Annotated in this window: 21 protein-coding genes; 4 read left to right on the forward strand and 17 right to left on the reverse strand. The window is 70.9% G+C overall.

Features of this window, described 5'->3' with window-relative positions; all coding sequences use genetic code 11:
• Nucleotides 1-92: 92 nt before the first annotated feature.
• The 8 genes from ACIO3P_RS35815 to rimP form a co-directional block, all read right to left on the reverse strand.
• Nucleotides 93-1,046, reverse strand: a complete 954-nt coding sequence (locus ACIO3P_RS35815; protein ID WP_329822974.1) for a bifunctional riboflavin kinase/FAD synthetase — start codon at nucleotides 1,044-1,046, stop codon at nucleotides 93-95.
• Nucleotides 1,047-1,361: 315 nt separating this feature from the next.
• Nucleotides 1,362-2,261 carry a tRNA pseudouridine(55) synthase TruB gene (gene truB, locus ACIO3P_RS35820; RefSeq protein WP_401855344.1) on the reverse strand — a complete coding sequence of 300 codons (900 nt, stop codon included), beginning with the start codon at nucleotides 2,259-2,261 and terminating at the stop codon, nucleotides 1,362-1,364.
• Nucleotides 2,258-2,758: a 30S ribosome-binding factor RbfA gene (gene rbfA / locus ACIO3P_RS35825; protein ID WP_329822976.1), complete on the reverse strand. Its 501-nt coding sequence runs from the start codon at nucleotides 2,756-2,758 to the stop codon at nucleotides 2,258-2,260. Before rbfA ends, truB begins: the two co-directional genes overlap by 4 nt.
• Nucleotides 2,759-2,923: 165 nt before the next feature.
• Nucleotides 2,924-3,220: a DUF503 domain-containing protein gene (locus ACIO3P_RS35830; RefSeq protein ID WP_329822977.1), complete on the reverse strand. Its 297-nt coding sequence runs from the start codon at nucleotides 3,218-3,220 to the stop codon at nucleotides 2,924-2,926.
• Nucleotides 3,221-3,359: 139 nt separating this feature from the next.
• Nucleotides 3,360-6,473: a translation initiation factor IF-2 gene (infB, locus tag ACIO3P_RS35835; protein ID WP_329822978.1), complete on the reverse strand. Its 3,114-nt coding sequence runs from the start codon at nucleotides 6,471-6,473 to the stop codon at nucleotides 3,360-3,362.
• Nucleotides 6,474-6,622: 149 nt separating this feature from the next.
• Nucleotides 6,623-6,901, reverse strand: a complete 279-nt coding sequence (locus ACIO3P_RS35840; RefSeq protein ID WP_401855443.1) for a YlxR family protein — start codon at nucleotides 6,899-6,901, stop codon at nucleotides 6,623-6,625.
• Nucleotides 6,902-7,044: 143 nt separating this feature from the next.
• A complete protein-coding gene (gene nusA, locus ACIO3P_RS35845; protein ID WP_401855345.1) occupies nucleotides 7,045-8,169 on the reverse strand; it encodes a transcription termination factor NusA in 1,125 nt (374 codons plus the stop codon).
• 2 nt (nucleotides 8,170-8,171) lie between these two features.
• Nucleotides 8,172-8,669: a ribosome maturation factor RimP gene (rimP, locus tag ACIO3P_RS35850; protein ID WP_329822980.1), complete on the reverse strand. Its 498-nt coding sequence runs from the start codon at nucleotides 8,667-8,669 to the stop codon at nucleotides 8,172-8,174.
• A 211-nt stretch (nucleotides 8,670-8,880) separates the two neighbouring features.
• Here rimP and ACIO3P_RS35855 point away from each other — a divergent pair, with 211 nt between their 5' ends.
• From ACIO3P_RS35855 to ACIO3P_RS35865, 3 genes are read left to right on the forward strand one after another with little or no spacing between them, the layout of a single operon-like run.
• The gene (locus ACIO3P_RS35855; RefSeq protein WP_401855348.1) at nucleotides 8,881-9,642 is read left to right on the forward strand and encodes a hypothetical protein; all 762 of its coding nucleotides are present in this window, start codon (nucleotides 8,881-8,883) and stop codon (nucleotides 9,640-9,642) included.
• A complete protein-coding gene (locus ACIO3P_RS35860) occupies nucleotides 9,639-10,061 on the forward strand; it encodes a DUF4439 domain-containing protein (RefSeq protein ID WP_329822982.1) in 423 nt (140 codons plus the stop codon). Before ACIO3P_RS35855 ends, ACIO3P_RS35860 begins: the two co-directional genes overlap by 4 nt.
• 43 nt (nucleotides 10,062-10,104) lie before the next feature.
• Nucleotides 10,105-11,052, forward strand: a complete 948-nt coding sequence (locus ACIO3P_RS35865) for an aminoglycoside phosphotransferase family protein (protein ID WP_401855350.1) — start codon at nucleotides 10,105-10,107, stop codon at nucleotides 11,050-11,052.
• Nucleotides 11,053-11,241: 189 nt separating this feature from the next.
• Here the strand turns inward: ACIO3P_RS35865 and ACIO3P_RS35870 are convergent, their stop codons facing one another.
• The 7 genes from ACIO3P_RS35870 to ACIO3P_RS35900 form a co-directional block, all read right to left on the reverse strand.
• Complete coding sequence (locus ACIO3P_RS35870) at nucleotides 11,242-12,933, reverse strand: proline--tRNA ligase (RefSeq protein ID WP_329822984.1); 1,692 nt, start codon at nucleotides 12,931-12,933, stop codon at nucleotides 11,242-11,244.
• 73 nt (nucleotides 12,934-13,006) lie between these two features.
• A complete protein-coding gene (locus tag ACIO3P_RS35875) occupies nucleotides 13,007-13,588 on the reverse strand; it encodes a GNAT family N-acetyltransferase (RefSeq protein WP_329822985.1) in 582 nt (193 codons plus the stop codon).
• Nucleotides 13,589-13,603: 15 nt separating this feature from the next.
• Complete coding sequence (locus ACIO3P_RS35880; RefSeq protein WP_401855445.1) at nucleotides 13,604-14,446, reverse strand: GNAT family N-acetyltransferase; 843 nt, start codon at nucleotides 14,444-14,446, stop codon at nucleotides 13,604-13,606.
• A gap of 481 nt (nucleotides 14,447-14,927) precedes the next feature.
• Nucleotides 14,928-16,082, reverse strand: a complete 1,155-nt coding sequence (gene ispG / locus ACIO3P_RS35885) for a flavodoxin-dependent (E)-4-hydroxy-3-methylbut-2-enyl-diphosphate synthase (protein ID WP_329822986.1) — start codon at nucleotides 16,080-16,082, stop codon at nucleotides 14,928-14,930.
• Nucleotides 16,083-16,245: 163 nt separating this feature from the next.
• Complete coding sequence (locus tag ACIO3P_RS35890) at nucleotides 16,246-17,547, reverse strand: M50 family metallopeptidase (protein WP_401855353.1); 1,302 nt, start codon at nucleotides 17,545-17,547, stop codon at nucleotides 16,246-16,248.
• The gene (gene dxr, locus ACIO3P_RS35895; protein ID WP_401855355.1) at nucleotides 17,544-18,878 is read right to left on the reverse strand and encodes a 1-deoxy-D-xylulose-5-phosphate reductoisomerase; all 1,335 of its coding nucleotides are present in this window, start codon (nucleotides 18,876-18,878) and stop codon (nucleotides 17,544-17,546) included. The genes ACIO3P_RS35890 and dxr overlap by 4 nt, the downstream gene beginning before the upstream one ends.
• A 229-nt stretch (nucleotides 18,879-19,107) precedes the next feature.
• Complete coding sequence (locus ACIO3P_RS35900) at nucleotides 19,108-20,004, reverse strand: hypothetical protein (protein WP_401855358.1); 897 nt, start codon at nucleotides 20,002-20,004, stop codon at nucleotides 19,108-19,110.
• A 324-nt stretch (nucleotides 20,005-20,328) separates the two neighbouring features.
• Between ACIO3P_RS35900 and ACIO3P_RS35905 the strand changes: the two genes are divergently transcribed.
• Nucleotides 20,329-21,552, forward strand: coding sequence for a glycoside hydrolase family 64 protein (locus tag ACIO3P_RS35905; RefSeq protein WP_329822990.1), 1,224 nt, complete (start codon nucleotides 20,329-20,331; stop codon nucleotides 21,550-21,552).
• A 371-nt stretch (nucleotides 21,553-21,923) separates the two neighbouring features.
• On the opposite strand, the gene ACIO3P_RS35910 is transcribed toward ACIO3P_RS35905, so the two are convergent.
• Both ACIO3P_RS35910 and ACIO3P_RS35915 read right to left on the reverse strand, forming a co-directional pair.
• Entirely contained in the window at nucleotides 21,924-23,924 is a 2,001-nt protein-coding gene (locus ACIO3P_RS35910) for an acyl-CoA dehydrogenase family protein (RefSeq protein ID WP_401855361.1), read from the reverse strand.
• A gap of 364 nt (nucleotides 23,925-24,288) precedes the next feature.
• Nucleotides 24,289-25,734, reverse strand: coding sequence for an aldehyde dehydrogenase family protein (locus ACIO3P_RS35915; RefSeq protein ID WP_401855364.1), 1,446 nt, complete (start codon nucleotides 25,732-25,734; stop codon nucleotides 24,289-24,291).
• Nucleotides 25,735-25,769: the final 35 nt, after the last annotated feature.

Here is a 25,769-nt window from a genome sequence, read left to right on the forward strand (position 1 = left end):
GGCCCCGTACCGGGCGCATCGCGGCGCCCTACCAGGCGGCGTCACCGCGCCGTACGGGGCGGCATCACCAGCGGTAAGAAGCGCGTACGGCGCTACGCCGCGTCGTATGCCTCCGTCAGGGCCCGCGCGCGCTTCACGTCGTCGCCCATGGCGTCGAGCAGCCCCTCGATGGACTCGAACTTCCGCATGCCGCGCACGTACGACAGGAAGTCGACCGTGACGTGGAGCCCGTACAGGTCCAGGCCCACCCGGTCGATCGCGTACGCCTCGACGCTCCGGTCGACGCCCTCGAACTGCGGGTTCGTGCCCACGGAGATCGCGGCGGGCATCCGCTCGCCGTCGGCCGTGAGCCATCCCGCGTAGACGCCGTCGGCGGGGATCGCGGTGTGCGGCAGGGTCTCCACATTGGCCGTCGGGAAGCCGAGTTCGCGTCCGCGCTGCGCGCCGCGCACCACCACGCCCTCGACACGGTGCGGCCGGCCCAGGATCTCCGCCGCGCCCTCGACGTCGCCCTCGGCGACGAGGCGGCGGGTCAAGGTGGAGGAGAAGGGCTCCCCGCCGCCCGCCGCACCGCTCACGTACAGGTCGACGACCTCGACCTCGTAGTCGTACGACATACCCAGGTCGGAGAGGACGGCGACATTGCCCGCCGCCTTGTGGCCGAAGCGGAAGTTCGGGCCCTCGATGACGGCGCGGGCGTGCAGCTTGTCGACAAGTACCTTCACGATGAAGTCGGCCGGCGACAGTTTCGAGAACTCCAGCGTGAACGGCAGGATCAGCAGCGCGTCCACGCCCAGCCCCGCCATCAGCTCCGCGCGCCGGTGGTGCGGGGCGAGCAGCGGCGGGTGGCTGCCGGGGCGCACGACCTCGCTGGGGTGCGGGTCGAAGGTCACCACGACCGACGGTACGCCCAGCTCACGCGCCCGCTCGACGGCCCGCCCGATGATGAGCTGGTGCCCGCGGTGCACGCCGTCGTAGGAGCCGATGGTGACGACGCTGCGCCCCCAGTCCTGGGGAATGTCCTCCAAGCCACGCCAGCGCTGCACTGAGACCGCTCCTCGCCCGAACCCATGTACGTCATTTCCAGTTACGCAATGCTAAGACTGCCATGCCCCGCCCTCGCGCCCCCCAATGCCCCCGTGGTGCATTCCGCACGCCCCGCTGAAGGGGTGAAGGAGCGGTCACGGTTGGACAGAGATCCTTCCCGGAGGGGGGCCGTGGGGGGGGGGGGGGGGCCCGCCCCCCCCACGGCGGGAGATCCGGGCGCCCCGCGACGCGGCGATCCGCCGGAGAATCCGCCAGGGAACGGGCCGAACGGTCGGCCGAGGTCCGACGGGACGGGTCGGCCGAGGACCGACGGGTCAGCCGAAGACCGCGAGGCTCTTCGCCTTGCCGTGCTGCTCCTCGACGAGCGCCAGGAAGCGGCCCTGCGGGCCGAAGACGGCGACCGGCCCCGTGCCGTACGCGGGCATGTCGAGCCGTACACCGTTGAGCAGGAGCCCCGCACGCCTCTCGTCCACGTCCCAGCGCGCGAACGCCGCGGCGGCGGCATCGGCGACGGGCATGACGGTCAGCTCCTCCTGGAGCTGGTCGAGGGTCCGCGCGCCGTCCAGCGCGTACGGTCCCACGCGGGTCCTGCGCAGCGCGGTGAGGTGGCCGCCCACCCCGAGCCCGGCGCCGAGGTCGCGGGCGAGGGCGCGGATGTACGTGCCCGAGGAGCAGACGACGGAGACGACCAGGTCGAGGACCGGGGTGCCGTCCTCCGCGACGGCGTCGCGGACGTCGTACAACCGGAAGGACGAGACGGTCACCGGCCGGGCCGGGATCTCGAACTCCTCGCCGCCGCGGACCCGCGCGTACGACCGCTTGCCGTCGATCTTGATGGCGCTGACCTTGGACGGCACCTGCATGATCGCGCCGGTGAGGGTGGCGATCCCGGCGTCGATGGCCTCGCGCTTCACGGCGGAGGCGTCGGTGGCGGAGATGATCTCCCCCTCCGCGTCGTCCGTGACGGTGTCCTGGCCGAGCCGGATCGTACCGAGGTACTCCTTCTCGGTCAGCGCGAGGTGGCCGAGGAGCTTCGTGGCGCGCTCCACACCGAGGACGAGGACTCCGGTCGCCATCGGGTCGAGGGTGCCGGCGTGGCCGACCCGCCGGGTCCTGGCGATGCCGCGCATCTTGGCGACGACGTCGTGCGAAGTGAAGCCCGACGGCTTGTCCACGATGATCAGGCCGTCGGGCGTCTTGTTCTGCTGTGTCATTCCGCGGCGGCGCCGTTCGTGTTGCCACCCGTGGTGCCGTCCGCGCCGCCTTCGGCCTCGCCGTCGCCCTCGTCGTCGGCGTCGGGCTTGCGGTACGGGTCGGCCCCGGCCGCGTAGGTCTTGCCGGTCGACACGTTCCGTACCTCGGCGTCCTTGGCGCGCGCCTTGTCGAGGAGGTCCTCGATGGTGCGCGCGTTGTCCGGGAGGGCGTCGGGCACGAACGCCAGCGTCGGGGTGAAGCGGACGCCGGTCTGACGGCCCACCTCGGAGCGGAGGACGCCCTTGGCGCTCTCCAGCGCCGCCGCGGAGGCGGCGCGCTCCTCGTCGTCGCCGTAGACCGTGTAGAAGACCGTGGCCTCCCGCAGGTCGCCGGTGACGCGGGCGTCCGTGATGGTCACGAAGCCGAGTCGCGGGTCCTTGATACGCCGGTCCAGGGTCTCCGCGACCACGACCTGGATGCGATCGGCCAGCTTGCGGGCCCGCGCGTTGTCGGTCACCGGTCCGTCACTCTTCCTTCTGGGATTCTTGCTGGTTCACTAGCTGCTGTTCTTGCTGGTTCTCTTACTGCTTCGCCGACCGGGGCCCGGTGCGGGGCCCCTTGCCGTGCGACGCCCCGTACGGGGCGTACGGGGCCTTCCGTACGCCCGTACGCCCCGTACAGGTCAATCCTCGTCGTCGCCGTGGAGCCGGCGCCGTACCGACAGCAGCTCCACCTCGGGCCGGCCGGCGACCATGCGCTCGCACCGGTCCAGCACATCGGTGAGATGCGCCCAGTCACCGGAGACCACCGCCAGACCGATCTCGGCCCTGCGATGGAGGTCCTGGCCGCCGGTCTCCGCCACGCTCACCGCGAATTTCCGCTGCAGCTCGGCGACGATCGGCCGGACGACGGAGCGTTTCTCCTTCAACGACCGTACGTCGCCGAGAAGCAGATCGAAGGACAGTGTCCCCACATACATGTATGTCCGGATGTCCCGCCGGTACGGGTTCGGAGGCCCTGCCGACGCTTGGCAGGGACACAAGAACCGTACACGGAACGGCCGGGGCCGATCGACGGAAATACGTCCCGTCGACCGGCCCCGGACCGGCTACCGCACGTCAGCCGCGCGGCTTCTCCCGCATCTCGTACGTCGCGATGACGTCGTCGATCTTGATGTCGTTGAAGTTTCCGAGGTTGATACCGCCCTCGAAGCCTTCGCGGATCTCGGTGACATCGTCCTTGAAGCGGCGCAGACCCTGGATGTTGAGGTCCTCCGCGATGACCTTGCCGTCGCGGATGAGCCGGGCCTTGGTGTTGCGCTTGACCTCGCCGGAGCGGATGAGAACACCCGCGATGTTGCCCAGCTTGGACGAGCGGAAGATCTCGCGGATCTCCGCCGTACCCAGCTCGACCTCTTCGTACTCCGGCTTGAGCATGCCCTTGAGGGCCGCTTCGATCTCCTCGATCGCCTGGTAGATGACCGAGTAGTAGCGGACGTCCACACCTTCGCGGTCGGCCATCTGCGCGGCACGCCCTGCGGCGCGCACGTTGAAGCCGATCACGATGGCGTCGGAGCCCATGGCCAGGTCGATGTCCGACTCCGTGACCGCACCCACGCCGCGGTGCAGGACGCGGATGTCGACCTCTTCGCCGACGTCGAGCTGGAGCAGCGAGGACTCGAGAGCCTCCACCGAACCGGACGCGTCGCCCTTGATGATGAGGTTGAGTTCCTGCACCAGGCCGGCCTTGAGGGCCTCGTCCAGGTTCTCCAGGGAGAACCGGACGCCCCTGCGGGCGAAGGCCGCGTTCCGCTCACGGGCGGCGCGCTTCTCCGCGATCTGCCGGGCGGTGCGGTCCTCGTCCACGACGAGGAAGTTGTCGCCGGCGCCGGGGACGTTGGTGAGACCCAGGACCAGGACGGGCGTGGAAGGCGTCGCCACGTCGACGTTGTTGCCGTTGTCGTCGAGCATCGCCCGGACACGGCCGTACGCGTCACCGGCGACCATCGTGTCACCGACGCGCAGCGTGCCGCGCTGGACGAGCACGGTGGCTACGGCGCCGCGACCGCGGTCGAGGTGGGCCTCGATGGCGATACCCTGCGCGTCCTGCTCCGGGTTGGCCCGCAGGTCGAGCGAGGCGTCCGCGGTGAGGACCACGGCCTCCAGCAGGCTGTCGATGTTCAGACCCTGCTTGGCGGAGATGTCGACGAACATGGTGTCGCCGCCGTACTCCTCGGCCACCAGACCGAACTCGGTGAGCTGACCGCGCACCTTGGTCGGGTCGGCACCCTCGACGTCGATCTTGTTGACCGCGACCACGATCGGCACGTCGGCCGCCTTGGCGTGGTTCAGCGCCTCGATCGTCTGGGGCATCACACCGTCGTTGGCCGCGACCACGAGGATCGCGATGTCGGTGGACTTCGCACCACGGGCACGCATGGCGGTGAACGCCTCGTGACCCGGGGTGTCGATGAAGGTGATCTTGCGCTCTTCACCGTTGACGTCCGTGGCGACCTGGTACGCACCGATGTGCTGCGTGATCCCGCCGGCCTCGCCCGCGACGACGTTCGTCTTGCGGATCGCGTCCAGCAGCCGGGTCTTACCGTGGTCGACGTGGCCCATGACGGTGACGACCGGCGGACGGGACACGAGTGCTTCCTCGCCGCCCTCGTCCTCGCCGAACTCGATGTCGAAGGACTCGAGCAGCTCGCGGTCCTCCTCCTCGGGGCTGACGATCTCGATGACGTAGTTCATCTCGCCGGCGAGGACCTGAAGGGTCTCGTCGGAGACGGACTGCGTGGCCGTGACCATCTCGCCGAGGTTCATCATCACGGCGACGAGCGACGCCGGGTTGGCGTTGATCTTCTCCGCGAAGTCGGTGAGCGACGCACCGCGCGAGAGCCGGACCGTCTGGCCCTGGCCCTGCGGCAGCATCACGCCGCCGACCGACGGGGCCTGCATGGCCTCGTACTCCTGGCGCCTCTGCCGCTTCGACTTACGGCCACGACGGGCGGGCCCGCCGGGACGGCCGAACGCGCCCTGTGTGCCACCACGGCCGCCGGGACCACCCGGACGTCCGCCGAAGCCGGGACGGCCACCGCCGCCACCGAAGCCACCGCCACCGGGACGACCCGGGGCACCGCCGCCGCCACCGGGGCGACCGGCGAAACCGCCACCGCCGCCGCCACCCGGACGACCGGCGAAACCGCCGCCGCCACCGGGACGACCGCCACCGCCGCCACCCGGGCGACCGGGGCCGCCGGGACCACGGCCACCGCCGGGGCCACCACCGGGACGCGGGCCGGCAGCGGGACGCTGCGGCATCATGCCCGGATTCGGACGGTTACCACCGGGGCCACCGCCGGGACCCGCGGCGCGCGGGGCCTGCGGACGCGGCATGCCGCCCGGGGTCGGACGGCCACCGGTCTGTCCACCGGGGCCGGCCTGCGGACGGGGACCGCCCTGACCGGCACCCTGGGGGCGCGGGGCACCGGGGGCACCGGGGCCGCCGGGACGCGGGGCGCCGCCGGGACGGGGCGCCTGCGGGCGCGCCATGCCGGTGGAACCGCCGGACGTGAAGGGGTTGTTGCCCGGACGCGGGCCCGCGGGGCGGGCACCGGGACGCGGGGCCTGGCCGGGACGCGCGCCGCCGGGGCGGCCGCCCTGGCGCTGCTCGCCGCGCTGGTCACCCTGACGGTCACCCTGGCGCTGGTCTCCCTGACCGCCCGTGGGGCGGTTGGAGGGACGCGGGCCGGGGGTGGCACCGGGCCGGGGACCGGCGGCCGGGGCCGACGGGGGCGCGGTGAACTCCGGAGCCGCCGGGGCGGCGGGCGCCGGCTTGGCCGGGGGCCGCGGGGCGGCCGGAGCCGGACGCGGGCCGGGGCTCGGCGCGGAAGAGGGGGTGCTGCTCCTGGGGGCCTCGGCGGCGGCCGGCTTGGGGGCCGGGACACCGGGCTTGGGGGCAGCGGGACGTGCCGTCTGGGCCGGGGAGGCCGGAGACGGGGGGGTGGGCCTTGCGGGGGTCGCCTTGCGGGGCGCCCCGGGCTTGGCAGCGGACTTGCCGGCGTTGCCGCCGGGCCCCTGCAAAGCGTCAGTCAATTTGCGCACGACCGGCGCCTCGATCGTCGAGGACGCCGAACGGACGAATTCACCGAGTTCTTGGAGCTTGGCCATGACGACCTTGCTCTCCACACCGAACTCCTTGGCGAGTTCGTATACCCGGACCTTAGCCACTTCGCTCCTTTTAGGTCCGGGTTACCGCCGGACCGTCGCTACTTCATGGGCGTACTCATCGCGTACTCATCGAGTGCTCATCGCAATCTCGACCTACTTCCAACTCGCGAGGTACCTGAACCGCACGGGGACCCGTGCCGTACTTCTTCTTACAGTGCCGACTGCTCGACATACCGGCGCAGTTCCGTGCTGTCGAGCGACCCCTGGACCTTGAAGGCCCTGGAGAACGCCCGGCGGCGGATCGCCAGGTCGAGACAGATCAAGGCGGGATGCGTGTACGCACCCCGGCCGGGCAGCGTACCGCGTTGATCGGGAACACATTGTTCACCCATCGCCACGATGCGCAGCAGATCGCTCTTGGCCGCTCGCTTCCGACAGCCCACGCACGTTCGCTCAGGGCAGGGTCGGTCGCTCGTCCGGCCAGACACGTTCAAGTCTACCTCCCCGCGCCGACCTCACCCCTTTGGGGCAACGTTCGAACGCTCGCGTACACAAAAGGGCGCGACGGTGTACGGCGGGATCTCGCCGCCGTACACCCGAAAGATCACACCCGGATCGTTACCGGCGGGTATCAGCCGCGCTCGCGGTCCCTGCTCCGGTCGGCGCCCCGATCGCCGCCACGGGGCCGGTCGTCGCCACGGGCCCGGTCGTCGCCACGGCCACGGTCCACGCCGCGGTCACGGTCGCGGTCCGCGCTGCGGTCGCCGTCGTCGTCCGGCTGCTCCGTGTCGGGACGGATGTCGATGCGCCAGCCGGTGAGTCGCGCGGCGAGCCGGGCGTTCTGCCCTTCCTTGCCGATGGCCAGCGACAGCTGGTAGTCCGGCACCGTCACCCGCGCCGACCTGGCGCCCAGATCCACGACCTCGACCTTGCTGACCCGGGCGGGCGACAGCGCGTTCGCCACCATCTCGGCCGGGTCGTCCGACCAGTCGACGATGTCGATCTTCTCGCCGAGCAGCTCGGCCATGACATTACGCACACGAGCGCCCATCGGGCCGATGCAGGCGCCCTTGGCATTGAGACCGGAACGTGTCGAACGCACGGCGATCTTGGTGCGGTGCCCGGCCTCGCGGGCGATCGCCGTGATCTCCACGGAACCGTCCGCGATCTCCGGGACCTCCAGCGCGAAGAGCTTCTTGACCAGATTGGGGTGGGTACGGGAGAGGGTCACCGAGGGGCCCCGTACGCCGCGGGCCACGCGGACCACGTACGTACGCAGCCGCAGCCCGTGCGTGTACTCCTCGCCCGGCACCTGCTCCTGCACCGGGAGGATGGCTTCGAGCTTGTCGTCCAGCTTGACGAGGACGTTCTTGGGGTCCTTGCCCTGCTGCACCATGCCGGCGACGACATCGCCCTCGCGGCGCGCGTACTCGCCGAAGGTGACGTCGTTCTCGGCGTCGCGCAGCCGCTGCTGGATGACCTGGCGCGCGGTGGTCGCGGCGATCCGGCCGAAGTCCGACGGGGTGTCGTCGAACTCCTTGGGCTCCTGGCCCTCCTCCAGATCGGCCGGGTCCTCCTTGGCCCAGACCGTGACGTGGCCGGTCTCGCGGCTGAGGACGACGCGGGCGCGCCGGTGGCTGCCGTCCGTGCGGTGGTAGGCGATGAGGAGGGCGGATTCGATCGCCTCGACCAGCAGATCGAAGGGGATCTCCTTCTCTTGTGCCAAGCCCTTCAGGAGCTTCACATCGATGTCCACGGCTACGCCTCCTCTTCCTTCTTGTCCTTGCGGTTGAACTCGATCTCGACGCGCGCCTTGGCGATCTGCGCGAACTCGACCCGGCGGGCGGTGGGCTTGCGCCCCTTCACGCCCGGCACTTCGAGGTCGAGTCCCTCGTCGTCCACGGTGAGGATGCGTGCGACCAGTTCGTCGCCCTCATGGAGCTGGATCCGGGCCAGCCGGCCGACGGCGCGCAGATAGTGGCGCTGCTCGGTCAGCGGGCGTTCCGCTCCTGGGGAGGTGACTTCGAGCTGGTATTCGTCCTCGCCCATCGCGTCCGTCTCATCGAGTTTCTCGGAGATGGAGCGGCTCAGCTCGGCGCACTCGTCGAGGTCCACGCCCTCGTCGGAGTCGACCACGATTCTCAGCACACGACGCCTGCCGGCCCGGGACACCTCGATCTCTTCCAGATCCAGGTCCTTGGCGCTGACGAGCGGTTCCAGCAGTCCGCGCAGCCTTTCGCTCTGGGTGGTGCTCATCCGGGTGACTCCTCGGCCGCGTGTGCTGTTGTGGGATCGTCGCGTATCAGATCAGTCGTGTGTCGGATCAAAGGGTATCCGGTCCCAAGGGGTGTTGCCGTCCACCCAAGGGTGACCCGCGGGTACGCTCGCCTGCGTTGATCATGGAGATCTTCACGAGCCCGAGGAGAGACGCGTGGGGCGCACGGGGACGACACGGAGGCATGCCCTCTTGGCCGCGGGCGCCGCGACGGCCGGTCTGCTGACCGCAGCGTGCTCCTCGTCGGACTCCGGGAACGGGCAGACCTCCGTGGGACCGGACGGCGCCGCGGTACGGGCGGCGCGTACGGAGAAGGCGCTGCGGTCGCGGTCCGCGGACACCAGCCGGGTGCTGCTCGCACGGTACGACGCGGTACGGGAGCGCCATCCGGGGCAGGAAGCGCGGCTGGCGCCGTTGCGCGACGCGGTGGCGCGGCACATCACGGTGTTGACGCCCGAGGCCCGCGAGGAGGAAGCGCCTAAGGCGTCCGGCGCGTCGGACGGGGCGGCGCGCGGCGCGGGCGACGGCGCGACGCACGGGGCGCGCCACGGGGCGTCTGGCGGGGCATCGGGCGGAGCGCCGTACGGGGCGAATGGTGCGTCGGACGGCGCGGCGCGCGGCACGGACGACGGCGCGACGCGTGCGCCGGAAAAACCTTCCGCCACGTCCGGCCCATCCGACTCGCCCGGCTCATCGGGCAGGACCGGCGCACCAGGTTCATCCGCCGCTCCTGCCTCCATCACCACCCCCGACGCGGGGGTCACCGCTGCCCCCCAAGTACCGGCCGATCCCGCGGCGGCGCTCAAGGACCTGGCCGCCGCCGAGCGCCGTACCTGCGACGCGCACACCGCCACGCTCATGGAAGCGCCCCCGGAACTCGCCCGGCTACTGGCCTCCCTCGCCGCGGCGAGCGCCGGCCACGCCTATCTGCTGACGGAAGGAGCCCGCCCGTGACCACCCGTGCGCTGGAGGCCGCGCAGGCCGCACTCGCCGCGGAGCACGCCGCCGTCTACGGGTACGGAGTCGTCGGCGGCCGCGTCGGCCGCGCGCGCCGGGCGGAGGCCACCGCGGCGTACACCGCGCACCGTGCCCGGCGCGACGCGCTGGCGCGCACCGTACGCGACATGGGCGGCAGGCCCGCCGTCGCGGCGGCGGCGTACGCGCTGCCCTTCGACGTGCCCGACGGCCCCGCGGCCGAACGGCTCGCCGCCGAGTTGGAGGACCGGATCTCGGGCGTCTACTCGGATCTCGTCAGGGCCTCGGAGGGACCCCTGCGGCGCGAGGCGGCGGGGGCGCTGCGTGAGGCGGCGGTACGTGCCGTGCGCTGGCGTGGGAGCGGCGTAGCCTTTCCTGGGCTCGCCGAGAGAGCGTGAGCCCTGCACGTCCCCCATGGCTCCGAAAGGGATCTACGCGCGTATGGGTTTCGAACCGCCGCAGCGTCTGGCGCGCACCCTCGGTGAGCTGAGCGGGGAAACCGCAGCCGCCGAATGGCTCGGACGGCTTCCCGGGCTTGTCGCGGAGGCCGTCGCGCGGCGGGGCCTTGAGGTCGAACGGGCGATCGCGCCGGGCGGCAGGAGCGGGCTGGTGCTGCTGGTACGGCGGCCCGGCGGCTCCCCCGCCACGCTCAAGATCGCGCCGCCGTTCGCGGGCCCGGCGCTGGAGCGGGCGGCGCTGGCGCACTGGCAGGGCTGGGGGACGGTCCGGCTCCTCGACGCCCCGTACAGCGCCGCGTCGGGCACCGTACGGGGCGGAGGCGACGGGGGCGCCGCGGAGGACGGTGCGCTGCTCCTGGAGCGTCTGCACCCCGAGATGTCGCTGCGTTCCCTGCCGGAGGCCAAGGCCCTGCTCGAAGCGGCAGGCACGGTGCGCCGCCTGTGGATCGAGCCTCCCGCAGGCCACGGCTTCGAGACGGTGACCGAACGGACCGCCGTCGAGGCGGCGGCGCTGCGCGCGTCGTCCGACGAGAGTCTCGCGCCGCTCGTCACGGCCGCGCTGGCGGCACGCGACGAACTGTGCGCGACGTCCCCCGAGGCACTTTTGCTGCACGGGGCGTTCCGCCAGGGCAAGGTGCTGGCGGGCGACCGCACGCCCTGGCTGGCGGTCGGTCCCGAGCCCGTCGTGGGCGAGCGCGCCTACGATCTGGCGCGGCTGGTGCGCGACCGGGTGGAGGACCTTGTGGCGGCCTCGTCCGGCGCCTCCTCGGCGCGCCGCCGGGTCAACCGGCTGGCCGACTCCCTGGACGTGGACCGGGAGCGGCTGCGCGGCTGGACGCTCTTCCGCGCGGTGGAGTCGGGCACACGCGCTCTGGCCTCGGGTCACCGCCAGAGTGCGGAGTCACTGCTGGAGTTCGCGGGCTGGCTCTGAGGCGGAGCCGCCCGCCCCGTCCTACCGCGCGCAGTCCTACCGCGCCCCATACGTAGCCACGTGCACCCCGTACGGGGCGGGCCGCCCCTTCGTACCGCTGCGCCCCGTACGGGGCCGCGCCGCGCGCCGTACGGGGCGGAAACCCCGCCCCGTACGGCGCGCGCAGCGCGGCAGCCGGCCGTCAGGCCGTCAGGCCGTCAGGCGGGCGATCGCCTCCGCGACCGTCAGCTCCTCGCGCTCCCCTGTACGGCGGTCCTTCAGCTCCACGACGCCCTCCGAGGCGCGGCGGCCCGCCACCAGGATCTGCGGGACACCGATCAGCTCGGCGTCGGTGAACTTCACGCCCGGCGAGACACCGGGGCGCTCGTCGACCAGGACGCGCAGTCCGGCCGCCGAAAGCTGCTCGGAGACGTCCAGCGCCAGCTCCGTCTGGAGCGCCTTGCCCGCCGCCACGACATGGACGTCGGCCGGGGCGATCTCCTTCGGCCAGCACAGGCCCTGCTCGTCGGCGCTCTGCTCTGCCAGGGCGGCCACGGCGCGCGACACGCCGATGCCGTACGAGCCCATGGTCACCCGCACCGGCTTGCCCTGCTGGCCCAGTACGTCGAGCTGGAAGGTGTCGGCGTACTTGCGGCCGAGCTGGAAGATGTGGCCGATCTCGATCGCACGGTCCAGCTTGAGGCCGGAGCCGCAGGAGGGGCAGGGGTCGCCCTCCTCGACGACGACGACGTCCAGGTACTGGTCGACCTCGAAGTCGCGGCCCGCGACGACGTTGCGGGCGTGGGTGTCGGGCTTGTTGGCGCCGGTGACCCAGGCCGTGCCGGCCGCGACGCGCGGGTCGGCGATGTAGCGGATCTTGAGGCCCTGGGGGCCGACGTAGCCGCGTACGAGATCCGGACGGTCCACGAAGTCCTCGGCCGTCACCAGTTCCACGACGGCGGGCGCCAGGTGCTCGCCGAGCTTGCCGAGGTCCACCTCGCGGTCGCCGGGGACGCCGACCGCGGTGATCTCGCCGTCAACCTTGACCAGCAGGTTCTTCAGGGTGGCGGAGGCCGGCACGCCGAGGTGCGCGGCGAGCGTCTCGATGGTCGGGGTGTCGGGGGTGTCCAGCTCCTCGACGGGGCCGTGCTCGACGGGCTCCATCACCGGGGCGGCGAAGGTGACGGCCTCGGTGTTGGCGGCGTAGTCGCAGGCGGGGCAGTCGACGAAGGTGTCCTCGCCCGCCGCGGCGGGCGCCAGGAACTCCTCGGACGCGGAGCCGCCCATCGCACCGGAGACCGCCGAGACGATGCGGAAGTCGAGCCCGATCCTGGCGAAGATCTTCTGGTAGGCGGCGCGGTGCAGCGCGTACGACTCGGCCAGGCCCTCGTCGGTGGTGTCGAAGGAGTACGAGTCCTTCATCTGGAACTCACGGCCGCGCAGTACGCCGGAGCGCGGACGCGCCTCGTCGCGGTACTTCGTCTGGATCTGGTAGAGCATCACCGGCAGGTCCTTGTAGGACGCGCACTGGTCCTTGACGACCTGGGTGAAGATCTCCTCGTGCGTCGGACCAAGAAGGTAGTCCCCGCCCTTGCGGTCCTTGAGGCGGAACAACAGGTCGCCGTACTCCTCCCAGCGCCCGCTCGCCTCGTACGGCTCCCTGGGCAGCAGCGCGGGCAGCAGCACCTCCTGCGCGCCGATGGCGTCCATCTCCTCGCGTACGACGCGCGAGATGTTGTCGAGGACCTTCTTGCCGAGCGGCAGCCAGCTCCAGATACCGGCGGACGTACGGCGGACGTAGCCGGCGCGGACGAGCAGCTTGTGGCTGAGGGTCTCGGCGTCCGCCGGGTCGTCGCGCAATGTCTTGACCATCAACCGGGACATGCGCTGGACCTGGGACATGGGGAGCACTCCTGCGTTCTGCTTCTCTCGGGTGTTGCCAGGAGGTTAGCCGGGGTCCGCCAGCAGGCGGAAATCAGTATGTGCGCCGCGCCGTGCCACGCAGCGGGAGCGGGGCGCCCATCACGGCGTACGGCTTGGGTGCGCTGGGGAAGTGGACCCGGCGGGCGAGGTCCTCGTACCCGAGGGTGCGGTACAGCCTGCGGGCGGGGCTCTCGATGTCGATGGCGGACAGGATGGACCGCGGCTGCGCTGCGGCGTCCGTGATGGCGGTGATCAGGGTGCGGCCGATGCCGCGTGCCTGGAACTCGGGGTGCACATGGAGCTCGGTGATCACGAAGGAGTCGTCGAGCCAGCCGTCGGAACCATTGGCGCGCAGATAGGGCTCGACGATCGTGGACCACCAGTGGGCACGGTCGTTGGGCATGCCGTACACGAATCCGACGAGCCGCCCCGACGCGGTGGTGGCGCCGAGCGCGCGGCAGCCGCGGTGCAGCACGTGCCGGAGCACGATGTGGCGCCGTACGCCGACCTCGTCGTCGCTGAGACCGAAGGCGAGGGCCTGGACGGCGAGCGCCTCGTCGACGCGCGCGGCGAGATCGACCGGCCCTACCTGTACGTCGGGGGTACGGGGGGTGCCCCCGGGGATGCTCGGCATGGCCGAACCTTACTTTCAGAAGAGCACGCTCATGAAGGCGCCCACTTCGTGGAAACCGACGCGCCGGTAGGCGGCTCTGGCGGGGGCGTTGTAGTCGTTCACGTAGAGGCTCACTATGGGCGCGACATCGGCGAGCGCGTACTGTACGACGGCCGCCATCCCGGACTCGGAGAGGCCGCGGCCGCGGAACTCGGGGTCGACCCAGACGCCCTGGACCTGGCATGCCTGCGAGGTGGCCGCACCGATCTCGGCCTTGAAGAGGACTCTGCCGTCCTCTATGCGGGCGAACGAACGCCCCGAGCCGACGAGTTCGGCGACACGCGCCTGGTAGAGCAGTCCGCCGTCGCCCGCGAGCGGGGAGACGCCGACCTCCTCGGTGAACATGGCCACGCAGGCGGGCATGATCACTTCGAGTTCGTCCTTGCGGATGCGGCGGACGAAAGGGTCGGGTGCGACGGCGGCGGGGAGCTGTTCGGTGACCATCAGCGGCTGATGGGCGCGAACCTCGCGGGCGGGGCCCCAGTTCGGCTCCAGAAGGCGCCACAGCGCGGCGGTGGGGCCCGCGGGGCCGACGATGGAGGAACAGCGGCGGCCGGTCCTGCGGGCGCGGTCGGCGAAGGCACGGACGGCCTCGGGGGTGGCGCAGATCGGGACGAGATTGGCTCCGGCGTAACAGAGCGAGCGGAGCCTGCCGTCCGCGTACCAGCCCCACATCTCGCCGCCGAGGCGCCAGGGGTCGAGTCCGGCGACCTGGACGCGGGACGTGACGAATGCGTTGGCGACGGGCTCGCTCTCCAGGATGGCGAGCGCGGCGCCGAGTTCACTGGGTTCGAGGACCCGGGTGGTGGTCTGCGTCAACACGAGGGGGCCTCACCATACGTATGCCGATCTCCGCACTGTACCCGGCGGCTCTGTGACGCGCCGCTCGCATGCGCAACCAAGGCCCGTACGCCCCGTACGGGGCGCCGCGCGTCCGGAGCCGCTCACACGGGGCGCGCTGTGGCCCGCCGTACGTGGCCCCGTACGGGGCGGTACGGGGCGTACGGGGCCACGTGGGCCGGGCGGCGTACGGGGCCGGACGTAGCCGCGGCGTACGGGGCGAGGTCGCGGCGTACGGGGCGGACCTCGCCGCGACGTACGGGGGACGGGGCGGAGGCGCCCGGTACGGGGCGCCTCCGGTTCCTTCTGCGCGCGGGCCTCTCGCCTGCGCCCCGCCCCGTGTGCCGTCCCTGACAGCCGCGGCCCCGCAGCCGGCGTCCGAGGAACGGTGGCTGCGGGGCCGCGTACCGCGTAAGAAGACTCCGCGCCAGGCGCAGGGATCGCGATTCGCGGATCGCGATCAGCTCACGGAGACCTCGGGCTCGCCCGAGGCGATGCCGTCCTTCTCCATCTGTTCAGCGATCTTCATGGCCTCGTCGATCAGGGTCTCCACGATCTTCGACTCCGGGACGGTCTTGATGACCTCGCCCTTGACGAAGATCTGGCCCTTGCCGTTGCCCGACGCCACCCCGAGATCGGCCTCACGGGCCTCTCCAGGACCGTTCACCACGCAGCCCATCACCGCCACCCGCAGCGGGACCTCCATGCCCTCCAGCCCCGCGGACACCTCGTCCGCCAGCTTGTACACATCCACCTGCGCCCGCCCGCACGACGGACACGACACGATCTCCAGACGCCGCTGGCGCAGGTTCAACGACTCCAGAATCTGGATGCCGACCTTGACTTCCTCCGCCGGCGGGGCCGACAGCGAGACCCGGATCGTGTCCCCGATCCCCTCCGCCAACAGCGCGCCGAACGCGACGGCGGACTTGATGGTGCCCTGGAACGCCGGACCGGCCTCCGTCACGCCCAGGTGCAGCGGATAGTCGGACTGCGCCGCGAGCTGCCGGTAGGCGTTCACCATGACCACGGGATCGTTGTGCTTCACCGAGATCTTGATGTCACGGAAACCGTGCTCCTCGAACAGCGACGCCTCCCACAACGCCGACTCCACCAGGGCCTCCGGCGTCGCCTTCCCGTACTTCGCCAGCAACCGCGCGTCCAACGAACCCGCGTTCACCCCGATACGGATCGGCGTCCCCGCGTCCCCGGCCGCCCGAGCGATCTCCCGCACCTTGTCGTCGAACTGCTTGATGTTCCCGGGATTCACCCGCACCGCCGCACACCCGGCGTCAATCGCCGCGAACACGTACTTGGGCTGGAAATGAATATCCGCGATCACCGGGATCTGCGACTTCCGCGCGATCACCGCCAGCGCGTCCGCGTCATCCTGCGTCGGGCACGCCACCCGTACGATCTGGCACCCCGACGCCGTCAACTCGGCGATCTGCTGCAACGTCGCACCGATGTCCGACGTACGCGTCGTCGTCATCGACTGCACCGACACCGGCGCATCCCCGCCAACCGCCACCGACCCCACCTGGATCTGACGGCTGACCCTTCGATCGGCGAGCTTCGTCGGAACGGACGGCATTCCGAGAGAAATTGCGGTCATCTGCTCTGCAACCCCAAGGTGTGGATCAAGGTCCCGAGATCGGCGGGCTCCAGCACCCGAGATTACGCCACCGTGTGCCGCGTGGGCACATCCTCGCGAAAAGTCCGCCCAAAGGTAAGCGGCCGGACACATATAATGTCCGGCCGCCACGAAAAGGGTGATATCAACTGATTTTGACGGGGTTGAAAACGTCGGCTACCAGGACGAGCAGGGTGAAGCAAATGAAGATCCCGGCCACGACGTACGCGACCGGCATCAGCCTCGCCACGTCGAAGGGGCCCGGATCGGGGCGCTTGAACAACCGCGCGAGCCTGCGCCGCAGGGCCTCCCAGAGCGCGCCCGCGACATGGCCGCCGTCGAAGGGCAGCAGCGGCAGCATGTTGAAGAGGAAGAGCGAGAGGTTGAACCCCGCGAGCAGGAACAGCATCATCGCGATCTGGTTCTGCGCGGGGATGTCGAGCGTCAGCACCTCGCCGCCGATGCGCGCCGCGCCGACCACGCCGACCGGCGAGTCGTCCTTGCGCGGGCCGTCCCCGAAGGCCGCGCTCCACAGGTCGGGGATCTTGGAAGGCAGCGCGATGATCGACTCGACGCCGTTCCCGATCATGTCGCCCATCCGGTCCACGGAATCGACGAAGGAGAGCGGAATGATCTCCGTGGAGGCGGCGAACCCGAGATAGCCGGCGGGGACGTACTTGTCGGGAACGGCCTGCCCGTCGGAGTCCTTCGCGGCCACCATGTTCTTGGCGAGCGTGGCGTGCAGGACCCGCTCCGTACCGTCGCGCTGGACGGTGATGGTGGCGGGGCCGATCGTGCCGCGGATCAGGTTGGAGAGCGTGGACCAGTCGTCGACGGGCTTGCCGTTGAAGGCGACGATCTTGTCGCCTTCTTTGAGGCCGGCCGCCTGGGCGGGCGAGACGGGGTCGCCCTTCTCGCACGAGTCACGCTTGTCGCTCTGCGAGATCACGCACTTCTGGACCCCGGCGACCGTCGTGGTCTGCGTCTGGAAGCCGAAGCCCATCGCGACGCTGATGAAGATCACGGCGGCGAGTACGAGGTTCATGAAGGGACCGGCGAACATCACGATGACGCGCTTCCACGGCGCGCGCGTGTAGAAGAGGCGCTTCTCGTCGCCGGGCTCGAGCTCTTCGTAAGCGGCGGAGCGGGCGTCTTCTATCATCGAACGCCACGGCGATGTGGAACGCGCCTCGATGCGTCCGTCGGGTCCCGGCGGGAACATCCCGATCATGCGGACGAAGCCGCCCATGGGGATCGCTTTAAGGCCGTACTCCGTATCGCCCTTCTTACGTGACCAGATGGTCGGCCCGAAGCCGACCATGTACTGGGGCACCCGGATACCGAAGTACTTGGCCGTGGACAGATGGCCGAGTTCGTGCCAGGCGATGGAGAAGAGCAGCCCCGCGAGGAACACAAGGATCCCGAGGACCGTCAACAGAATCGTCATGCGCGAGCCTCCGCCGACTGTTCTTCGCTTGGCTGACGTACGTCACTGAATTGCGCTGCTGCCTCGCGGGCCCGGGCACGCGCCCAGGTCTCGGCTTCGAGGACGTCGGCCAGGGTGAGCGAGGTTCCCGCCGCTCCGCCCCGTTCCGAGGCCCCACCGTCGCTTGTACGGGGCGTACGGGGCCCGTCGTGTTCCGCCTCCGCGACGACCGCGGTGACGGTCTCCATAATGCCGTTGAACGGCAGGCGCCCCGCCAGGAACGCGTCCACGCACTCCTCGTTCGCGGCGTTGAACACCGCCGGGGCCGTACCGCCCACAGTGCCCACGTGCCGGGCGAGTGCCACGGACGGGAACGCCTCACCGTCGAGCGGGAAGAACTCCCAGGTCGAAGCCTTGGTCCAGTCGAACGCCGGCGCGGCGTCGGGCACCCGCTCGGGCCAGCCCAGACCGAGGGCGATGGGCCCGCGCATGTCGGGCGGGGTCGCCTGGGCGAGTGTCGAACCGTCCTTGAATTCCACCATCGAGTGCACATACGACTGAGGGTGGACAACCACCTCAATACGTTCGAAGGGGATGTCGTAGAGGAGGTGCGCCTCGATCACCTCAAGCCCCTTGTTCACAAGGGTCGCGGAGTTGACCGTGATCACCGGGCCCATCGCCCAGGTGGGGTGCGCGAGGGCGTCCTTGGGGGTGACGCCCGCCAGATCGGCCTTCGTACGGCCCCTGAACGGCCCTCCCGAGGCCGTCACGACGAGCTTTCGCACATCGGCGCGGGTACCGGCGGCCAGCGCCTGGAAGAGCGCGGCGTGCTCGGAGTCGACGGGGATGATCTGGCCGGGCTTGGCCACGGCCTTGACCAGGGGGCCGCCGACGATCAGCGACTCCTTGTTGGCGAGCGCGAGCGTACGGCCCGCCGTCAGCGCGGCGAGCGTGGGGGCGAGCCCGATGGAGCCGGTGATGCCGTTCAGTACGGTGTGGCACTCGGAGGCGGCCAGTTCGGTCGCGGCGTCGGGGCCGGCGAGGATCTCGGGGAGCGGTTCGCCCGCCCCGTACCGCGCCCCGAGTGCCTCCCGGAGGGCGGGTACGGCGCTCTCGCGCGCGACGGCCACGGTACGGACCCGCAGCCGCCACGCCTGCTCGGCGAGGAGCGCCACGCGGCCGCCCGCGGCGGACAGCGCGGTGACACGGAAACGGTCGGGGTTGCGCAGGACCAGGTCGATGGCCTGCGTGCCGATGGATCCGGTGGAGCCGAGGACGACGATGTCACGGCGGCCTTCGATCGGGTCGAAGACGATATGCGGATCGGCGAGAGGGGCTGGGCTGTCGCTCATGCCCCCCATTCTTGCCTCATCCGCGAACCGGTAGGACAGCGCTCCCCTGTGGGTGGCCCCGCGCGCGGGGCCCGCGCCGCCCCGTGAGCGGTCCGCGCGGGGCCCGGGTGTGTGTCGGGTTCGCCTCGGACACGCCCCGTGGGCGCGGCGTACGGCGGGCTCCTCCGGCACGAGGCAGGGCTCAGCGCTGGGCAGGGCTCAGGGCTGGGGGGGCCGGGGTTGGGCGAGGTCACCCGGCGGCGGCGCGGAACTTCTCCCACTGGGCCCGGACGATCTCCTCGGGCACTCCCCCGATGTCCTCGCCGTCCGTGGTCTCGGCACGGAAGGAGAGCGTGCAGGCACCGTCCCGTACGACGGTCAGATATTCGTAGAGCTTTGTCTCCCCTCGTACGTCTCGTACCTCTCGAACGTCTCGAACGTCTCGAACGTCGAGGATCGTGAACCGGTACGCCACCGCCTCGTCCCCCAGGTCGGGCGCGTCGGCCGACTCCACGGACAGGTACCTCGCCCGCGCGAGCCCCCGGTCCTCGGTGAACCCGTCGGCGCACTGCCGCCCCGCCGCACGGAGCGCCCCGAGCACCCCGGCCGCACCATGGGCGGCGTACGAGCGCAATTGGACCGCGACGGTGACGCCATAGATCTCGTCGGCGTCCTCGAACCCGCGGTTCACCTCGGCCACAAGGGCGTGCCCAGTGGCTCCCCTGGCGAGGCTGACCAGCGGCTGGCAGCCCGTGGGCTCGGCGGTGTAGTTCTCGCCCAGCGGGGCGCCGAGCGCGTAGGCAGAGGCTGTGTAGGCGCCGATCCGCTCGCCGTCGGTGAAGGACCCCGCGGTGAGCTGTGCGTCCGTGAGGGGCGTGGGCGCGGGGCCGGCGGCGGGGAGGACCGTTGTGGTCGCGGGCCACGTGAGCGTGACACGCGGTCCGCCCTTCCCGTCCGCCCCGTCCCTCCGGCTGTCCACGCCTTCTCGGCTCGCGGCGCTCTTCGCGTCGCCCGGCCTGTCGCCGATCGCCCCGTCGGCGCCGCACGCCGCCGTACACGTGGCGACGAGTACGGCGCCAACCGCCGCGACCGCGAAGCGACGTTGCCGCCGTTCGGTCGTCCCGTCCCGTTGACCGGCCCCGAACATTCCCCACCCGTCCTTGAGTTGATCGCGCCCATGCTCCGCGCCGTACTCGCTCCGTACTGCGCGCACGGTGCCGTCCCGACGGCCGCATTGTGCGCTTTGGAACGCACGAGATCACGGAGGGCCGGGAGCACGGCGTTGCGGGGTGGGGCGCGCCGTGCGCCGCCGAGCGCCGAGCCGGGGAGGGCGCGGCTCGTCAACCACTCGTTCAACTCTGGTCCGTTGAGCCACTTTCATTGACACGCCTGCCTCGCGGCCCGATCCTGAGAGCGCTCTCAGACCCTCTGTTCCACCCCCACTGGAATCCACCTCCTAAGGAGGAAGAGCGTGCCTGCCCTACGGAAGGTACTGACCTACCTGGCCGCGACCGTGGTCTTCGCGACGGGGTTCACAGCCGCCGGCCCCGCGCCCGCCGCCACGGCCGCCGCAACCGCGCCGTCGACCGAGGCCGCGGTCCCCGCGACCATCCCGCTCACCATCAAGAACAGCTCCGCGCGCGGCGATCAGGTCTACGTGTACAACATCGGAACGCAGCTCTCGACGGGCCAGCAGGGCTGGGCCGACGCGAACGGTACGTTCCACCCCTGGCCCGCCGGGGGCAATCCGCCCACCCCCGCACCGGACGCGTCCATCGCCGGGCCCGCCAACGGGCAGTCGATGACGATCCGGATGCCGCAGTTCTCCGGCCGGGTCTACTTCTCGTACGGTAAGAAGCTCGTCTTCAAGCTGACCACAGGCGGCCTCGTACAGCCCGCCGTACAGAACCCGTCCGACCCGAACCGCGACATCCTCTTCAACTGGACCGAGTACACGCTCAACGGCGGCGGGCTCTGGATCAACAGCACGCAGGTCGACATGTTCTCGGCCCCGTACGCGGTGGGCGTCAAGCTCGCGAACGGTACGACGAAGAACACCGGCCACCTCAAGGCAGGGGGCTACAACGGCTTCTACAGCTCTCTGCGGGACCAGCCGGGCGGCTGGGCCAATCTGATCCAGACGCGCTCCGACGGCACCGTTCTGCGCGCTCTCGCACCCGGCCACGGCATCGGGGCGGGCACGCTGCCGGCTTCCGTCATGGACGACTACATCAACCGCGTGTGGAGCAAGTACGCCTCCTCCACCCTGACGGTGACTCCGTTCGCCGACCAGCCGAACACCAAGTACTTCGGCCGGGTCTCGGGCAACGTCATGAACTTCACCAACACCTCGGGCGCGGTCGTCACCTCGTTCCAGAAGCCCGACGCGGACAGCGTCTTCGGCTGCTACAAGTTCCTGGACGCCCCGAACGACGCCGTACGCGGCCCGATCTCGCGCACCCTGTGCGCGGGCTACAACCGCTCCACCCTCTTGTCGAACCCCAACCAGCCCGACACCGGAGCTGCGGGCTTCTACCAGGACTCGGTGACCAACCACTACGCCCGGAAGATCCACGCACAGATGGCGGACGGCAAGGCGTACGCCTTCGCCTTCGACGACGTCGGCAACCACGAGTCGCTGGTGACCGACAGCAACCCGCAGGAGGCGTACATCACCCTCGATCCGTTCAACTAGGGTCGTTCGTTTGGATCTGGCCGGACCAGGGAGCGTCCGCCGCGTCAGCGGCTGACGTCGCCGTTGGTGCCGTGGATCGCAAGGCGGAGGAAAGAAGCGACGCGGGAGCGGACGGGGTCTCCCCAGGTCGAGCGAAGCCGAGACCTCGGGGATGACCGCCGGCAACGCCACGAGGCGCGGCACCAGGGCACGCGAGTCCAGCAAGATCCATAAGATCCGGACGAGAGGCCCCAGGAGGCGCGAGGCGGAGCCCGGACTGTTCCCCGGCCCATGAGCCGGGGAACAGCGGGCCGCTGGGGGGCCTAGTCGGCGGCGCCCTGTGACGCCTCGTGCCGCCCGCTGAGACGCCCCGTACGGTGCGTCTCAGCGGCTCACCGGATCGGGCGGTGCACGTTCTCCCGTCGCGACGGGCCCGGCGTCGCGTCCGCGATCCAGGGGCCCTCGCCGCTCGGGTCGACGATGCCGTCCTCCAGCCAGGCGTACGTACCCGACAGAACGCCGTCCACGACCTTGTGGTCCAGGTCGTCCGTGTTGGACCAGAGCCGGGCGAAAAGCGCCTCGACGCGGATCCGGGCCTGCTTGCAGAACACATCGGCCAGTTGGTACGCCTCGCGGCCGTGGTCACCGCTCGTACGCAGCAGTTCGGCCCGTACGCACGCGGCGCTCATCGCGAACAGTTCCGCGCCGATGTCCACGATCCGGCCGAGGAAGCCCTGTTTGGTCTCCATGCGGCCCTGCCAGCGTGACATGGCGTAGAAGGTGGAGCGGGCGAGTTTGCGGGCGGTGCGCTCGACGTAGCGCAGATGCGACGACAGGTCCGGGTGCCCGGCCGGATGGAACGCGGCGTACGAACCGGGCAGTTGCCCCGGCCCGGCCACCAGCTTCGGCAGCCAGCGGGCGTAGAACTTCCCTGCCTGCGCCCCCGCCCTGGCCTTGTCCTGGAGGGTTTTGTCGGGATCGATGATGTCGCCGGCCACCGCGAGATGGGCGTCGACGGCCTCACGGGCGATCAGCAGGTGCATGATCTCCGTGGAGCCCTCGAAGATCCGGTTGATGCGCAGGTCGCGGAGCATCTGTTCGGCGGGTACGGCGCGTTCGCCGCGGGCCGCCAGGGAGTCCGCCGTCTCGAAGCCCCGGCCGCCACGGATCTGAACCAGTTCATCCGCCATCAGCCAGGCCATCTCGGAGCCGTACAGCTTGGCGAGGGCGGCCTCGATCCTGATGTCGTTGCGGTCCTCGTCAGCCATCTGGGAGGAGAGGTCGACGACCGCCTCCAGCGCGAACGTGGTGGCGGCGATGAACGAGATCTTCGCCGCCACGGCCTCGTGGCGGGCGACGGGCTTGCCCCACTGCTCGCGCGCGGCCGACCACTCGCGGGCGATCTTCAGACACCACTTGCCCGCGCCCACGCACATCGCGGGCAGGGAGAGGCGCCCCGTGTTGAGGGTGGTGAGCGCGATCTTGAGACCCGCGCCCTCGGGGCCGATGCGGTTCGCGGCGGGGACGCGGACCTGGTGGAAGCGCGTGACGCCGTTCTCCAGGCCGCGCAGCCCCATGAAGGCGTTACGGTTCTCGACCGTGATGCCGGGGGAGTCCGCCTCGACGACGAACGCGGTGATGCCGCCCTTACGGCCTTCTTCCTTGGGAACCCGGGCCATCACCACGAGCAGATCGGCGACGACGCCGTTGGTCGTCCAGAGCTTCACGCCGTCGAGGACGTACGCGTCACCGTCGGGAACGGCCGTCGTGGCCAGCCGGGCGGGGTCGGAGCCCACGTCGGGCTCGGTGAGCAGGAACGCCGAGATGGCGCTCCGGGCCAGGCGCGGCAGGAAGAGGTCCTTCTGCTCCTGGGTGCCGAAGATCTTGAGCGGCTGCGGTACGCCGATCGACTGATGGGCCGAGAGAAGCGCCCCGACGGCGGGGCTGGCGGTGCCGACGAGCGCCAGGGCCTTGTTGTAGTACACCTGGGTGAGGCCGAGCCCGCCGTACTTGATGTCGATCTTCATGCCGAGCGCGCCCAGTTCCTTGAGGCCGTTGATCACCTCGTCGGGGATCCTGGCGTCGCGCTCGATCACCGCACCGTCGATGCCTGTCTCGCAGAACGCGCGCAGCTTCGTGAGGAACTCCTCACCGCGCCTGACGTCCTCGGGGGCCGGCATCGGGTGCGGATGGATGAGGTCGAGACGGAAGCGGCCGAGGAACATCTCCTTCGCGAAGCTGGGCTTGCGCCAGCCCTGCTCACGGGCTGCTTCGGCGACCTGCCGCGCTTCCCGCTCCGAGACCTTGGGCGGTCCCTGCGATACTTGTGGATCTTGTGGTTTCCGTGGTTCCTGTGGCGTGGACGCTGCTGAGGGTGCGGATGGGGCGGACATGAGGAACTCACCTCGCCGCGGAGTCGGGGCCAAGGACGATGCCTGGCGGTGCGGGCCGGTACGCGGCAGTGCGGGACGGTGCCGACCTACCGGGTGACGGTGTCGATATACCGACTGTTGCTACTCGTCCGTATCTACCCGATTCCTGGCACACGCACCAGTCGTGGAACGGACCGTTTCGTCCCCGTACCCGGACCGCTCGCCCTGCCCCGCCCCGTACACGAACCGCACCCGGACGAACGGCAGCGGCCGGAGCCCCCTGCTGGGCTCCGGCCGCTGCCGGTGGGCTCGTACGCCCCGTACGGCGCCCCGCACGCCCGGTATGGGGCGTACGGGGCGTACGGGGCGCCGTACGGGTGGCGGTCTACAGGTCCAGGCCCGTGAGCACGAGGACGCGCTCGTACGTGTAGTCGTCCATCGCGTACCGCACGCCCTCGCGGCCCACACCGGACTGCTTGGCGCCGCCGTACGGCATCTGGTCGGCGCGGTACGACGGGACGTCGCCGACGACCACGCCGCCGACCTCCAGAACGCGGTGGGCGCGGAACGCGGCCTTCAGGTCGTGGGTGAAGACGCCGGCCTGGAGGCCGTACTTGGAGTCGTTCACCCGCTCGAACGCCTCCTTCTCGCTCTCCACGCGGCGCAGCGTGAGAACGGGGCCGAAGACCTCCTCGCAGGCAAGGGTGGTGTCCTCGGGGACCTCGGCGAGGACGGTGGGCGCGTAGCTCGCCCCGTCGCGCTTGCCGCCCGCGAGGAGCTGCGCGCCCGCCCGTACGGCCTCGTCGACCCACGACTCGACGCGCTTGGCGGCGTCCTCGCTGACGAGAGGGCCCACATCGGTGGCGTCGTCCTGGGGGTCACCGGTGACCTGCGCCTCGACGGCGGCGACGATGCGGGGCACGAGGCGCTCGTACACCGTGGCGTCCGCGATCACGCGCTGCACGGAGATGCAGGACTGGCCACCCTGGTAGTTCGAGAACGTGGCGATCCGCGCCGCGGCCCAGTCGAGGTCCTGGTCGCTCGCGTAGTCCGCGAGGACGACGGCCGCGCCGTTGCCGCCGAGTTCGAGGGTGCAGTGCTTGCGCGGGACGGAGTCCATGATCGCGAAGCCGACCTTGTCGGAACCGGTGAAGGAGATCACCGGCAGCCGCTCGTCCTGCACGAGGGCGGGCATCCGGTCGTTGGGCACGGGCAGTACGGACCAGGCGCCGGCGGGGAGATCGGTCTCCGCGAGCAGCTCGCCGATGAGGAGGCCCGAGAGCGGCGTCGCCGGGGCGGGCTTGAGGATGATTGGGGCACCGGCGGCGATGGCCGGGGCGATCTTGTGGGCGCAGAGGTTGAGCGGGAAGTTGAACGGCGCGATGCCGAGGACGACGCCGCGGGGGAAGCGACGGGTCAGGGCGAGGCGGCCGGTGCCGCCCGCGTCGGTGTCGAGCCGCTGCGCGTCACCGGCGTTGAAACGGCGAGCCTCCTCGGCGGCGAACCGGAAGACGGAAACAGCGCGGCCGACCTCGCCGCGGGCCCACTTCAGGGGCTTGCCGTTCTCGGCGGAGATCAGCCGGGCGATCTCCTCGGTGCGCTCCACGAGGCGGCGCGAGACATGGTCGAGGGCGGCGGCCCGTACATGCGCGGGCGTCGCGGCGAACTCGTCGACCACCGCGTGCGCGGCGGCGACGGCGTCCTCGACCTGCGCGTCGGTCGGCAGGGAGACGGTTCCGACGAGGCGGCCGTCCCAGGGGGAGGTGACGTCGAGGTTGTCCTCGCCGGTGGCCTGGCGGCCGGCGAGCCAGAAAGCGTGGGTGGAAGTCATTGCGAGTCCGGGCCCTTCCGAGGAGACGGCGTGTC

It is taken from the genome of Streptomyces sp. NPDC087310 (assembly GCF_044744405.1).
Lineage (GTDB): Bacteria > Actinomycetota > Actinomycetes > Streptomycetales > Streptomycetaceae > Streptomyces.

Bases quoted from the DNA above. Each gene is read 5' to 3' on its own strand.
- ACIO3P_RS35865 (WP_401855350.1), top strand. From the start codon at position 10,105: ATGGGTTTCGAACCGCCGCAGCGTCTGGCGCGCACCCTCGGTGAGCTG.
- ACIO3P_RS35910 (WP_401855361.1), bottom strand. From the start codon at position 23,924: ATGTCCGCCCCATCCGCACCCTCAGCAGCGTCCACGCCACAGGAACCA.
- ispG (WP_329822986.1), bottom strand. From the start codon at position 16,082: ATGACCGCAATTTCTCTCGGAATGCCGTCCGTTCCGACGAAGCTCGCC.
- rimP (WP_329822980.1), bottom strand. From the start codon at position 8,669: ATGAGCACCACCCAGAGCGAAAGGCTGCGCGGACTGCTGGAACCGCTC.
- ACIO3P_RS35830 (WP_329822977.1), bottom strand. From the start codon at position 3,220: ATGTATGTGGGGACACTGTCCTTCGATCTGCTTCTCGGCGACGTACGG.
- ACIO3P_RS35915 (WP_401855364.1), bottom strand. From the start codon at position 25,734: ATGACTTCCACCCACGCTTTCTGGCTCGCCGGCCGCCAGGCCACCGGC.
- ACIO3P_RS35870 (WP_329822984.1), bottom strand. From the start codon at position 12,933: ATGTCCCAGGTCCAGCGCATGTCCCGGTTGATGGTCAAGACATTGCGC.
- ACIO3P_RS35890 (WP_401855353.1), bottom strand. From the start codon at position 17,547: ATGACGATTCTGTTGACGGTCCTCGGGATCCTTGTGTTCCTCGCGGGG.
- ACIO3P_RS35875 (WP_329822985.1), bottom strand. From the start codon at position 13,588: ATGCCGAGCATCCCCGGGGGCACCCCCCGTACCCCCGACGTACAGGTA.
- ACIO3P_RS35900 (WP_401855358.1), bottom strand. From the start codon at position 20,004: ATGTTCGGGGCCGGTCAACGGGACGGGACGACCGAACGGCGGCAACGT.
- dxr (WP_401855355.1), bottom strand. From the start codon at position 18,878: ATGAGCGACAGCCCAGCCCCTCTCGCCGATCCGCATATCGTCTTCGAC.
- truB (WP_401855344.1), bottom strand. From the start codon at position 2,261: ATGACACAGCAGAACAAGACGCCCGACGGCCTGATCATCGTGGACAAG.